Origin of the sequence: Burkholderia sp. BCC1640 (assembly GCF_902833125.1) — a bacterium.
GTDB lineage: Bacteria > Pseudomonadota > Gammaproteobacteria > Burkholderiales > Burkholderiaceae > Burkholderia > Burkholderia diffusa.
In genome coordinates, this window is the sequence record NZ_CADFEF010000008.1 from 1 (window position 1) to 11,696 (window position 11,696).

Below are 11,696 nucleotides of genomic sequence, written 5' to 3' on the forward strand. Positions count from 1 at the left end.
CGTTGCGACGACTGGGGTTCAACTTCGTGTGCGCTGAGGTTCTACAACCTGCCCTCGTCCGCACCGCTTCCCTTCTCCTCCCGCGCCGCGTTTCCGTTAGCGCGAAAGAGGCGTGATTCTAAGCAGCTCCCGGCGATCGCGCAAGGGGTTTCTCGAAAAATATAAGGCCCCGCACGCTGCCGCGTGCGGGGCCTTATATAGAGGCAGCCGAAGCGTCAGACCACACGCGCCTGACGCGCCACTATCTCCATATAGTGATCGAGACCAGGCGTCACCTTGCCCTCTTCCTTCGCGGTATCGTCCCAGCGGCGCAGGCGCAGTGCGTCCTCCGCGAACGGGCGCCGCAGGAACGCCGCCGTTTCCTCTTCACTGAAGATGCCCCCCTGCAGCGCGAGGCTGCGCACCGAATCCGGCGACAGGCTCCCGAAGTAGCCGGCGTCCGTGCGGCACAGGCAACGCTTGGCGTCGACGTGCAACCGGATCGGCTCCAGCACCGCCTCGTTGAACAGCGGCCGCAGAAACGGCAGCACGTAATACTGATGCAGGTCGTCGATCCCCCGCGCGCTCGGCGTCTCGCCCTGCCGATTCAGCAGATGCCCCAGGTCGTGCAGGAAGGCGGCCGCAACCAATGCGTCGTCAGCGCCCGCCTCCTCCGCCAGCAACCCGCTCTGCAATGCATGCTCCAGCTGCGTGACCGGTTCGCCGCTATACGCGACGTGGCCGTGCTCGCGATACAGCCCGTGAATCTCTTCCACCGTCAGTGCCATCCGCTCACTCCCAAGGCAGCGAAAACGTCTTCAGGTTCGTGAAGCTCTTCATCGCTTCCTGAACGCCTTCCTTATAGCCGAGCCCCGAATCCTTGATCCCGCCGAACGGCGACAGCTCGATCCGGTATCCAGGCACTTCCCAGACATTCACCGTCCCGACGTTCAGCTCGTTCACGAACCGCACGACCGCAGCCGTACTGTCCGTACAGACACCCGACGACAGCCCGAATGCCGTGCCGTTGCTGATCCGGATCGCGTCGTCGATCGTGTCGAACGCGATGACGGGCGAGACGGGGCCGAAGGTCTCCTCGCGCACGATCGTCATCGACGGATCGACGTTGTCGAGCACGGTCGGCGAATAGAGCGCCCCGCGACGCACGTTGCCGGTCAGCAGGCGCGCCCCCTGTGCGACCGCCTCGCCGACCCGTGCCTCGAACAGTCGCGCCGCCGCGTCGTCGATCACCGTGCCCATTTCATTCGCGGCATCGAATGGATCGCCATATTTCCATGCGCGTGTCTTCTCGACGAGCAACTCGGTGAACGCCGGCGCGATCGAGCGCTGTACCAGGATCCGCTTGACGGCCGTGCAGCGCTGCCCCGAATTCCGATACGAGCCGAGCACCGCCAGCGACGCCGCACGCTCCAGATCGGCATCGTCGAGCACGATCAGCGGATCGTTGCCGCCGAGTTCCAGCACGATGCGCCGGTAGCCGGCGCGCGCGGCGATCGCCTTGCCGATCGACACACCACCCGTAAAGGTGATCAGCGATGCGTGCGGATGCGTGACGAGTTCATCCGCGATTTCGCGCGGGTCGCCGGTCAGTACCTGCAGCATCGGCTCGGGCAAGCCGGCCTCGTAGAGCAGGTCCGCCAGATAGAACGCCGACAACGGCACCTTCTCCGACGGCTTTACGATCACGCGGTTGTTGGTCGCGATCGCCGGCGCGATCTTGTGTGCGACCTGATTCATCGGATGATTGAACGGCGTGATCGCGACGATCACGCCGTCGAGCGGCTGCCGCTGCGAAAACACGCGGCGCGCCTTGCCGTGGGGCGTCAGGTCGCACGAGAAGCTCTGCGCGTCGTCGCGCAGCGACTCGACCGACGCGAACTTCAGCACGTCGGAAACGCGGCCGATCTCGTAGCGCGAATCCCGTTTCGACAATCCCGATTCGAGCGTGATCAGGTCGGAGGCTTCCTCGGTCCGCTCGCGCAGCAGCGCCGCCGCGCGTTCGAGAATCTGCGAACGCTCGTAACGCGTGAGCGCCGGCCGGTACGCCATCGCGTAGTCGAACGCGGCGCGCACGTCGTCGACGCTCGCCAGCGGCACCGTGCCGACACGCGTGCCGGTATACGGATCGGTGACGTCGAGAACACGGTCGCGCGTCGCACGCGTGCCGCACCAGCGCAGCGCCTCGGCGCGAAAGGCGGGGTGATCCTGTCGGGGATGAGCCATCATGACGCGACCCGGTTCAGCACGAAATCGAAGACGTCGAAATTGCGCGGACGACGCACAGGATCGTCCTGCTCGAACCGACGGTTGAACAGCAACGGCACTTCCTGCTCGGACACGCCGCCGTGCGAACGCAGCGGCACGGTCAGGCCGGACAGGTCGTGTTCGCGCTCGCGCGTGCCGAGCGTCATGTCGCGCCGTGCGATCACGACGAGGTCGCCGATCCGGTCGGCCGGCAGCTCGAAGCGCGCGGCGGCTTCCGCGTTGTCGAGCACGAGCTCGACGCCGTCGATCCCGCCGACGCGCCACATCGCTTCGGTCCGGTCGACGCCGGGTGCCAGGTAGACGGTCGCGAACGAGCCAAGCGCGCCGTGGTGCACGACGTACGGATCGGTGATCGGCAGGATCACGCGAGCGGCCCGCGCGCCGAACCAGCCGTCGAACGCGTCCTGCAGATAGATCACGTTCGGGCGGCCCGTTGCCGGATCGTGCTTCGCGTTCATCCCGTGGTCGGCCGTGAGCCCGATCGCCCAGCCGAGCGCGTCGAGCTGCGCGAGATAGCCGTCCATCATTGCGTAGAACGCGTTCGCGCCGGCACTGCCGGGCTCGCACTTGTGCTGCACGTAATCGGTGGTCGACAGGTACATCAGGTCGACCTGGCGCGTCTGCGCAAGCCGCACGCCGGCCGCGAACACGAATTCGGAAAGCGCCGCGCTGTACACGTCGGGCGACGGCAGGCCAACCCAGTCGAGCACGTCGACGATCCCGTTTTCCGCGAGATTCGCCTGCGCGGCCTTCTCGGCGGAAAAACAGATGCCCTTCATCTGCCAGCCGAGCAGCCTGCGCAGCTTGTCCTTCGCCGTGACGACGGCCACCCGCGCGCCGGCGTCGGACGCCGCCGCGAGCAGCGTGCCGGCGCGCAGGTAGGCCGGGTCGTTCATCATCACTTCGGCACCGCGTCCGCCGTCCGCGGCCGGATCCCAGAAATAGTTGCCGCAGATCCCGTGAATCGCCGGCGGCACGCCGCAGACGATCGACAGATTGTTCGGGTTGGTGAAGGTCGGCACGACGCAGTCGGCGCGCCAGGCCGTGCCTTCCGCGATCATCCTGCCGATGAACGGCGCGACGCCCGCCGCCACCGCGCACTCGAGATAATCGTACTCGCAGCCGTCGACGCAAACGACGACGGTCGGTTCGACCGGCAGACGGTAGCGCCGGCCGTTGACGTCGAAGGAACGCCCCGCGAGATCCGCCGATACCTTGCCGGCGGCCGGTTGCTCGCCGGGCTGCCGCAATGCGAACGCGGCGTTCATGATGCCGCCCGCTTGCCGCGCGGCACCCGCGCGGCGATCAGCAGCAGCGCCGCGAGCGACGCGCCGAGCATCAGCAGCGACAGCGCCGATGCCGGAAGGTAGTAGCCGCGCTCGACCTGACCGATCACGACGATCGGCACGGTCGCGAAACCCGGCGGGTAGACGGTCAGCGTCGCGCCGAGTTCGCCGAGCGACAGCGCAAAGCCGAGCGCGAGGCTCGCGCGCAGCGCCGGCACGAGCTGCGGCAGCAGCACGCGGCGCAGCACCATCGCGGGCGGCGCACCGAGGCTCGCCGCGGCTTCGCGCAGCACGGTCAGCTCCGGGCGCAGCGCGGCGGCCGCGCAGCGATAGCAGAACGGCAGAATCAGCGCGAGTTGCACTAGCACGACGATCGCGGCGGAACTCGACAGGTCGAGCGGCTTCTGGTGATACGCGATCAGCACCGCAAGCCCGAGCACGACGCTCGGCACGCCGTTCGGCACCATCACGAGCGCATCGACCAGCGCGCCGAGGCCGCGCCGGTCGCGCCCTTCGAGCGCGAGTGCGAGCCACAGGCCGAGGATCGTGCCGATCGCCGACACGCCGAAGCCGATCTCGAGGCTCGTCAGCAGCGCGTCGTATTCCGGCGAACCGAGCCGCTCGAACCAGCGCAGGCTGTAGCCGGCCGGCAGGATCGTGCCCGACCACTGCGTCGACACGCTCGACAGCGCGACGACGATGACCGGCAGCACGAACAGCCAGAAGCAGGCGAACGCGGCCAGCGCAAGCGCCGCGCGCGACGCATGCTTGAGCAGCGTGTCGCCCCAGCCGATCCGATGGCGCGGCACGGCTTGCCCGATACGGAATTCAGCGGACATCGTTCCCTCCCGTCGCACGCCGGTTTACCCGGCGATCAACCGCATAAAGCGCCAGCGACAGCGCGAGCATCACGACCGCGCCGGCCGACGCGGTCGGCAGGTCGAGGTCGACGGTCGCGCTGCTGTAGATCGCGACCGGCAGCGTCACGAGCCGCGCGCTGCCGAGCACGAGCAGGATGCCGAACTCGTTCAGCGTCAGCAGGAAGCACAGCACGGTGCCGGCGGCGATGCCCGGCCACGCGATCGGCAGCACGACGCGGCGCGCGAGCATCCAGCCGGACGCGCCGAGGCTGCGTGCCGCCTCGATCAGGCGCAGGTCGAGCGTCGCGAACGACGCGAGCGTCGGCCGCACGACGAACGGCGTATAGAACACGGTCTGCGCGAGAATCACGCCGCCGATGCCGAACAGGAAGTCGAGCGGCGGGGTCTCGAGATGGAACAGGTGCTGCAGCGCGATGCTGATCGAGCCTTGCGAGCCGTACAGGAAGATCAGCGTGAACGCGACGAGGAACGACGGGAAGGCGACGTACAGTTCCAGGAAGCGCGTGACGAGCGATGCGCCCGGAAACGGCTTGAAGAACAGCAGCGCGGCCAGCAGCACGCCGAGCACCGACGCGGTGCCGGCGCTCGCGAACAGCACGCCGACGGTTGTCAGCAGCACGTTGCGCGTATCGGGGTTGCTGAAGAACGTCCGGTACGCGGCAAAGCTCAGCCCGTGATCGCCGGACACGCTCAGCAGCACGAGCCGCACCAGCGGATAGACGACGAGCGGGCCGAGCACGACGATCGCGAGCGCGGCGAGGTGCAGATCGCCCATGCGCTTGCGGCGCCGCGCGGCGGCGGCATGCGCGGCGGCCGACGCGAGCACGTGCGGCGGCAGGCCGGCTTCAGGGCTCGATAAGGACGACATCGTCTGCCTCGCAATGCAGGGAAACGCGCGCCCCGCGCTCGGGAGCCGCGCCGCGACCGCGTTGCATCGTGACGCGCACGGGTTCGTCGGGCGCCGCGTCGATCACGACCGCGATCGACAGGTCGGCGCCCTGCCATTCGACCGACGACACCGTGCCGTGCAGGCCGCCCGCCGCGAGCGGCATCACGGTCAGGCGCTCGGGACGCACGCAGGCGACCTTGCCGCGCACGTCGTGACGCGGGTCGCCGAGCGGGAAGATCACGTGCGGCGGCAGCAGGTTGGCCGGGCCGAGATAGCGCGCGACGTAGCCGTCCTGCGGCGCGTCGTACAGCTGCTGCGGCGTGCCGAGCTGCGCGATGCGGCCGTCGCGCATCAGCAGCGCGCGGTCGGACAGCACGAGCGCGTCGTCGCGGTCGTGCGTCACGCACACGACGGTAAGGTTCGGCAGGCGCTCGTGCAGCGCCTTCAGCTCGCTGCGCACCGACGCGCGCAGGTTGGCGTCGAGCGCCGACAGCGGTTCGTCGAGCAGCAGCACGTCCGGCTCGATCACGAGCGCGCGGGCCAGCGCGACGCGCTGCTGCATCCCGCCCGACAGTTGCGCGGGCAGGTGGTGGCCGGCCTCGCCGAGCTGCACGAGCTTCAGCGCGTCGGCGACGCGGCGCGTCACTTCCGACGAGGCCATCCCGCGCGCGCGCAGCCCGAATGCGACGTTCTCGAACACCGACAGGTGCGGGAACAGCGCGTAATTCTGGAACAACAGACCGAGATTGCGCTTGTGCGGCGGCGCATGGGTCAGGTCGCGTCCGGCCACGGTCAGTGTGCCGGTCAGGCCATCGGCCTTCACGAACCCGGCGATGAAGCGCAGCAGCGTGGTCTTGCCGCAGCCGCTCTTGCCGAGCACGGTCAGAAATTCACCGGCGCCGATCGACAGCGACAGATCTTCCAGCACCGTGCGTGCGCCGTAGCGCACGCTCAGGTGTTCGATCTGCACGCCGCCCGGCGCGCCGGACCGCAGCGTGGCGCGCGGTTCGGCGGCGCCGAATGCGCCGGGATGGGTCAGGGTGGTTTCCACCGGGTTCATCCTCTTGCTCACTAATACAGGCGGCGTGTGCCGATCACTTCGGCTTGACGACGTCGATCTGCTTGCCCGAGCTGCCGATCACGTCCTTCTTCCAGCGCTCGATCCACACCGGCTTCTTCGCCATCACCTGCGTCCAGTCGACCGGGATCAGCTTCACGCCCGCGATCGCCTTCTTGACCGCTTCGCCATTCTTGCCGGCCAGCGGCACGTCCGTGCGGCCCGGGATGCCGTACATGTCCGGCACCTTCGACTGCACGTCCGTCGACATCAGGTAGTCGATCAGCTTCTTGCCGGCGTCCTGGTTCGGGCCGCTCTTGATCAGGCCGATGCCGTACGGCAGCTGGAAGGTGGTCGGCTGGTCGCCGTCCTTCGCGGCCAGGAAGATCGGCTTGACGGCCAGCGCGCCGTGCTCGGCGTCGTCGAGATCCATCTGCAGGTCGCCGTTCGCGACGCTGATCTCGTTACGCGACAGCAGCACGTTCAGATAGCCGGTGCCCTTCGTGTGGAACTTCACGCTCTGCGACAGCTTCGCGAGGTAGTCGAACGCCTTGTCCTCGCCCATCAGCGACGTCGTCAGGATCAGCACGGCCATCCCGTCGCCGGCCGTGGCCGGGTTCGAGTACGCGACCTTGCCCGCGTAGGCCGGCGACAGCAGGTCCGCGAACGTCTTCGGCTGGTTCTTCACGACGTCCGGGTTGATCGCGAACGAGAAGTAGTTGTTCACGAACGTCGCCCACGTGCCGTCTTCCGCCTTCGCGATCGCCGGCACGTTCTTGTAGTTGACGCTCTGGTACGGCTGCAGCAGGCCCATCTGGCCGGCTTGCTGGATGAACGGCGGCAGCGTGACGATCACGTCCGCCTTCGGCGAGTTCTTTTCGATGTTCGCGCGGTTGACGACCTCGCCGCTGCCCGCCGTCACGATGTTCACCTTGACGCCTTCCTTCTTCTCGAACGCCGGCAGCACATCGCGATAGAGATTCTCGAGACCGTCCGCCGTATACAGCACGACCGCGTTCGCCGCATGCGCGGGCATCGCCGCGCCTTGCAGCAGACCGGCGGCGCAGGCGGCCAGCGCGAGCTTGCGGAACGCGCCGGCAGCGGCGCGCGAGGAATTCTGCAGTGTCATCTCACTTCTCCGTAGGCGGAACACCAAACGGCCGGGGCACGATCCGGCTCCTTTCAGTCGGACAGACCGACGACCGGCCTGCCTCGCTGCCGCGCTGCAGGTGGTCTCGCGCGGCAACCGAAGGATCACAGCGTTCGATGACAACGCCGTGACGCGTGCCACAATTTCCCAAAAATGACACATTTTGCCAATATCATGCAAGTCACACAGAAATGCCAACCCGGCGTTTCGTCCGATCTCTGCTGGAGAAAAAGCCATGCCCGCCCCGATTCTGCTCACGCCCGGCCCGCTCACCACGTCCGCCACAACACGCCACGCAATGCAACATGACTGGGGCTCGTGGGACGCCGCTTTCAATCAATTGACGGCCAGCGTCTGCGCGGATCTCGTCACGATCGCGCGCGGCGGCGACGAATACGTGTGCGTGCCGATGCAAGGCAGCGGCACGTTTTCGGTCGAGGCCGCGCTGGGCACGCTGGTGCCGCGCGACGGCGTCGTGCTGGTGCCGGACAACGGCGCGTATTGCGCGCGCATCCTGAAGATCCTCGGCCGACTCGGCATCGAGGCGATCGCGCTGCCGTTCGGCGAGGACGCCGCGGTCGCCCCAGCGGCAATCGAAGCCGCGTTCGCGCGCGAGCCGCGCATCACGCACGTCGCGCTCGTGCATCTGGAAACGAGCGCCGGCATCCTGAATCCGCTCGACGCGATCGCGGCCGCGTGCCGGCGGCACGGCAAGCGGCTGATCGTCGACGCAATGAGTTCGTTCGGCGCGTTGCCGATCGCGCTGGCGGACAGCGGGATCGACGCGCTGATCTCGGCGAGCGGCAAATGCCTGGAAGGCGTGCCGGGGATGGGATTCGCGATCGTGCGGCGCGATACGCTCGACGCGAGCGAAGGCAACTCGCCGTCGCTCGCGCTCGATCTCCATGATCAGTACGCATACCTGCGCAAGACGGGCCAGTGGCGCTTCACGCCGCCGACCCACGTGATCGCCGCGCTGCGCGCCGCGCTCGACCAGTACCTGGCCGAAGGCGGCCAGCCCGCACGCGGCGCGCGCTATGCGGAGAACTGCCGGACCTTGATCGAATCGATGCGCGCGCTCGGTTTCACGCCGTTCCTCGACGCCAGCGTGCAGGCGCCGGTGATCGTCACGTTCCATGCGCCCGACCATCCGGCCTACGATTTCCGCCGCTTCTACGACGCGGTGCGCGACGCGGGCTTCATCCTGTATCCGGGCAAACTGACGCAACTCGAGACGTTCCGCGTCGGCTGCATCGGCGCGATCGATGCCGGCGACATCCGACGTGCGGTCGCGGCGATTGCGCTCGCGGTCGAATCGCTCGGGATTGCCGTGCAGCGCGCGTGAGCGCTGACGCATGCCACGGCCCGCAAGCAGGGAACGCAGAAACAAAAAAGCCCGGCGACCCACAGGTCGCCGGGCGAACGCACCGAGAGTGCGTGAAGCCGGTACTTACAGTTCGATCCGCTTGATGTCGCCGACGACGAAGATGTACGACAGCGCACCGATCAGCGCGATCACGCCGATAAACACGAGCGCGCCGACGAACGACCCGGTCGTTGCGACGATGAAGCCGACGACGAGCGGCGTGATGATGCCCGCGAGGTTCGCCGCGAAGTTGAAGATGCCGCCGGTCACGCCGAGCAGGCCGTCCGGCGCGATGTCGGACACGAGCGTCCAGCCGAGCGCGGCCATCCCCTGCGCGAAGAATGCGACCGACATGATCGCGATCACGGCTTCGTTGCTTTGCACGTAGTTCGCGAGAATGATCGTCGACGCGAGCAGCAGGCCGGCGATGATCGGCAGCTTGCGCGCGAGGTTCGCGGACTTGCCGCGGCGCAGCAGCCAGTCGGAGAAGATCCCGCCGAACATCACGCCGACCGACGCGGCGATGAACGGCATGATCGCGAAGAAGCCGATCTTCAGCCAGCCCATATGACGCTCGGTCGCGAGATAGGTCGGGAACCAGGTGAGGAAGAACACGAGCGTCGAGTTGCCGGCGAACTGGCCGAGGCAGATACCCGCGAGCTGGCGCTTCTTCAGCAGCCGGCCGGCCATCGACCAGCTGAATTTGGCCTGTGCGGGCTTGCCGCTCTTGTCGCCGTCCTTGCGCGCGCCGTGCACGAGACCGCCGCCCGCTTCGATGTACGCGAGTTCTTCCGAATTAGCGGCCGGATGGTTGCGCGGCTCGTGATAGAACTTCCACCAGACCAGACCGAACACGATGCCGACCGCGCCGACGACCCAGAACAGCGAGCGCCAGCCGAACGCACCCATCAGCGCGAACAGAACGGGGCTGAAGAACGCGAGGCCGATGTACTCGCCGACGGTGTAGGTGCCGGTCGCCATCGCGCGCTCGTTCTGCGGGAACCACGTCGCGACGACCCGGCTGTTGGTCGGGAAACACGGCGCTTCCGTCACGCCGAGGCCGAGCCGGCATGCGAGCAGCGTCCCGACACCGGGCACGAAACCCTGCAGCAGCGTGCACAGCGACCACAGCGTCATCGACCAGTAATAAGTGATCTTGCTGCCGAAACGGTCGAGGAACAGGCCGCCGGGCACCTGCATCGCGACGTACGTCCACGAGAATGCGGAGAACATGATGCCCATCACCGCCGCGTTGATGCCGAGCTCCTTGGTAAGCTGCGGCGCAGCCACCCCCAGCACGGTACGGTCGAGATAGTTGATCATCGTGCCGATCGCGAGCAGCGCGAGGATCTTGTAGCGCGCCGAGGTCCGCCGGACCGTACCGGCCGCCGCGGACGCGGCGTTCGTGTGGGTGGTGTGCTGCATGGTTGTCTCCTGGTCTATTTTTCAGCTAGTCGGTAGAAGGGTCAGCGTGCGACGAGCGACTGAAAGTGTTCGAACATCCGCTCGTCGTCCGGCGTTCGTCCGGTGAAGATCTCGAACGCATCGACGGCCTGGTACACGGCCATCCCGCCACCCGGCAGCGTCGCGCAGCCGGCCGCGCGCGCGGCGCGGATCAGTTCGGTTTCGAGCGGGAAATACACGATGTCGGCGACCCACATTCCCGCGCGGAGCAACTCGGCCGGCAGCGGCAGGCCCGGATGCTTGGCCATGCCGGTCGGCGTGCAATGAATCAGGCCGGTCGCGGCCTGCATCGCGGCCGCAAGATCGCTGCCCGGCGTGACCCGGGCGGCTGGGAAGCGCTGCTGCAGCTCACCCGCGAGCGCGACGGCACGCGTGCCGTCGACGTCGAAGATCGTCAGCTCGGCGGCGCCCATCTGCAGCGCAGCATGCGCGACGGCCGCACCCGCGCCGCCCGCGCCCAGCTGCACGACACGCTCGAGCGACGCGTCGGGCAACCCGCGGCGGAACGACTTCGCGAAACCCGACCAGTCGGTGTTGTGGCCGATCCGCTTGCCGTCCTTGAACAGCACGGTGTTCACCGCGCCGAGCGCGCGCGCGTCGTCCGACAGCGCGTCGAGGTGCTCGATCACGCGCTGCTTGCACGGATGCGTGATGTTGAGCCCGTTGTAGCCCATCCGCTGCGCGGCATCGAGCAGCTCCGGCAGCGCGTCGGCGGTCACGCCGAGCACATCGAGATCGATGCGCCGGTACACGTAGCCGAATCCCTGGCGGAAACCTTCTTCCTCATGCATTGCGGGCGACAGCGAACCGCCGATGCCCTGGCCGATCAGGCCGATCAGAAAAGACGGGCGGCTCATCGTGCGGCTCCCTGCGCAAAAAGGGTCGACAGGCGCTGCAGCGCGAATACGTAGCCTTCGGTGCCGCAGCCGCAGATCACGGCTTCGGCCACCGCCGACACATACGAGTGGTGACGGAATGCCTCGCGACGATGCACGTTCGAGATATGCACCTCGATCACGGGTTTCGCGATCGCGGACAGCGCGTCGGCCAGCGCGACCGACGTGTGCGTATACGCGGCGGGGTTGATCACGATGCCGTGCGTATCGTGACGCGCGGCGTGCAGCCAGTCGATCAGCTGGTGCTCGGCGTTCGACTGGCGAAAGTCGATCTCCAGTCCGAGCCCCTCGGCCGCCGTGCGGCAGCGCTGCTCGACGTCGGCAAGGGTTTCCGCGCCGTAGATGTGGGGCTCGCGGGTCCCCAACAGATTCAGGTTCGGGCCGTTCAGCACCAGCACCTTGTGCTTGCTCATGGTGTTTCTGCTCCTAAAACGGGGACGCA

General features: G+C 67.5%; 11 protein-coding genes. 1 reads left to right on the forward strand and 10 read right to left on the reverse strand.

The window, feature by feature from the left end; translation table 11 throughout:
• Window positions 1-215: 215 nt before the first annotated feature.
• The 7 genes from HWX25_RS10855 to phnS are packed head-to-tail and all read right to left on the reverse strand — an operon-like array spanning window position 216 to window position 7,507.
• A complete protein-coding gene (locus tag HWX25_RS10855; RefSeq protein ID WP_059814810.1) occupies window positions 216-767 on the reverse strand; it encodes a phosphonate degradation HD-domain oxygenase in 552 nt (183 codons plus the stop codon).
• 4 nt (window positions 768-771) lie between these two features.
• Window positions 772-2,226, reverse strand: a complete 1,455-nt coding sequence (gene phnY, locus HWX25_RS10860; RefSeq protein ID WP_175908480.1) for a phosphonoacetaldehyde dehydrogenase — start codon at window positions 2,224-2,226, stop codon at window positions 772-774.
• Window positions 2,223-3,533: a phosphonoacetate hydrolase gene (phnA, locus tag HWX25_RS10865; RefSeq protein ID WP_175908481.1), complete on the reverse strand. Its 1,311-nt coding sequence runs from the start codon at window positions 3,531-3,533 to the stop codon at window positions 2,223-2,225. The genes phnY and phnA overlap by 4 nt, the downstream gene beginning before the upstream one ends.
• A complete protein-coding gene (gene phnV, locus HWX25_RS10870) occupies window positions 3,530-4,390 on the reverse strand; it encodes a 2-aminoethylphosphonate ABC transport system, membrane component PhnV (protein ID WP_175908482.1) in 861 nt (286 codons plus the stop codon). The genes phnA and phnV overlap by 4 nt, the downstream gene beginning before the upstream one ends.
• On the reverse strand, window positions 4,380-5,300 hold the full coding sequence (gene phnU / locus HWX25_RS10875) for a 2-aminoethylphosphonate ABC transporter permease subunit (RefSeq protein WP_175908483.1): 921 nt from the start codon (window positions 5,298-5,300) through the stop codon (window positions 4,380-4,382). Before phnU ends, phnV begins: the two co-directional genes overlap by 11 nt.
• Entirely contained in the window at window positions 5,278-6,381 is a 1,104-nt protein-coding gene (phnT, locus tag HWX25_RS10880) for a 2-aminoethylphosphonate ABC transport system ATP-binding subunit PhnT (RefSeq protein WP_059814829.1), read from the reverse strand. The genes phnU and phnT overlap by 23 nt, the downstream gene beginning before the upstream one ends.
• Window positions 6,382-6,415: 34 nt before the next feature.
• Window positions 6,416-7,507, reverse strand: a complete 1,092-nt coding sequence (gene phnS / locus HWX25_RS10885) for a 2-aminoethylphosphonate ABC transporter substrate-binding protein (RefSeq protein WP_175908484.1) — start codon at window positions 7,505-7,507, stop codon at window positions 6,416-6,418.
• Window positions 7,508-7,763: 256 nt separating this feature from the next.
• Here phnS and HWX25_RS10890 point away from each other — a divergent pair, with 256 nt between their 5' ends.
• A complete protein-coding gene (locus HWX25_RS10890) occupies window positions 7,764-8,873 on the forward strand; it encodes a 2-aminoethylphosphonate--pyruvate transaminase (RefSeq protein WP_175908485.1) in 1,110 nt (369 codons plus the stop codon).
• A 105-nt stretch (window positions 8,874-8,978) separates the two neighbouring features.
• Here the strand turns inward: HWX25_RS10890 and HWX25_RS10895 are convergent, their stop codons facing one another.
• The 3 genes from HWX25_RS10895 to aroQ are packed head-to-tail and all read right to left on the reverse strand — an operon-like array spanning window position 8,979 to window position 11,667.
• A complete protein-coding gene (locus HWX25_RS10895; RefSeq protein ID WP_175908486.1) occupies window positions 8,979-10,319 on the reverse strand; it encodes an MFS transporter in 1,341 nt (446 codons plus the stop codon).
• A gap of 41 nt (window positions 10,320-10,360) precedes the next feature.
• Window positions 10,361-11,215, reverse strand: coding sequence for a shikimate dehydrogenase (locus tag HWX25_RS10900; protein ID WP_059528372.1), 855 nt, complete (start codon window positions 11,213-11,215; stop codon window positions 10,361-10,363).
• Window positions 11,212-11,667 carry a type II 3-dehydroquinate dehydratase gene (gene aroQ, locus HWX25_RS10905; protein WP_059528374.1) on the reverse strand — a complete coding sequence of 152 codons (456 nt, stop codon included), beginning with the start codon at window positions 11,665-11,667 and terminating at the stop codon, window positions 11,212-11,214. Before aroQ ends, HWX25_RS10900 begins: the two co-directional genes overlap by 4 nt.
• Window positions 11,668-11,696: the final 29 nt, after the last annotated feature.

What these genes read in the sequence shown, in the direction of transcription:
- HWX25_RS10855 (WP_059814810.1), bottom strand. Translation starts at nt 767, where the DNA reads ATGGCACTGACGGTGGAAGAGATTCACGGGCTGTATCGCGAGCACGGC.
- phnY (WP_175908480.1), bottom strand. Translation starts at nt 2,226, where the DNA reads ATGATGGCTCATCCCCGACAGGATCACCCCGCCTTTCGCGCCGAGGCG.
- phnA (WP_175908481.1), bottom strand. Translation starts at nt 3,533, where the DNA reads ATGAACGCCGCGTTCGCATTGCGGCAGCCCGGCGAGCAACCGGCCGCC.
- phnV (WP_175908482.1), bottom strand. Translation starts at nt 4,390, where the DNA reads ATGTCCGCTGAATTCCGTATCGGGCAAGCCGTGCCGCGCCATCGGATC.
- phnU (WP_175908483.1), bottom strand. Translation starts at nt 5,300, where the DNA reads ATGTCGTCCTTATCGAGCCCTGAAGCCGGCCTGCCGCCGCACGTGCTC.
- phnT (WP_059814829.1), bottom strand. Translation starts at nt 6,381, where the DNA reads ATGAACCCGGTGGAAACCACCCTGACCCATCCCGGCGCATTCGGCGCC.
- phnS (WP_175908484.1), bottom strand. Translation starts at nt 7,507, where the DNA reads ATGACACTGCAGAATTCCTCGCGCGCCGCTGCCGGCGCGTTCCGCAAG.
- HWX25_RS10890 (WP_175908485.1), top strand. Translation starts at nt 7,764, where the DNA reads ATGCCCGCCCCGATTCTGCTCACGCCCGGCCCGCTCACCACGTCCGCC.
- HWX25_RS10895 (WP_175908486.1), bottom strand. Translation starts at nt 10,319, where the DNA reads ATGCAGCACACCACCCACACGAACGCCGCGTCCGCGGCGGCCGGTACG.
- HWX25_RS10900 (WP_059528372.1), bottom strand. Translation starts at nt 11,215, where the DNA reads ATGAGCCGCCCGTCTTTTCTGATCGGCCTGATCGGCCAGGGCATCGGC.
- aroQ (WP_059528374.1), bottom strand. Translation starts at nt 11,667, where the DNA reads ATGAGCAAGCACAAGGTGCTGGTGCTGAACGGCCCGAACCTGAATCTG.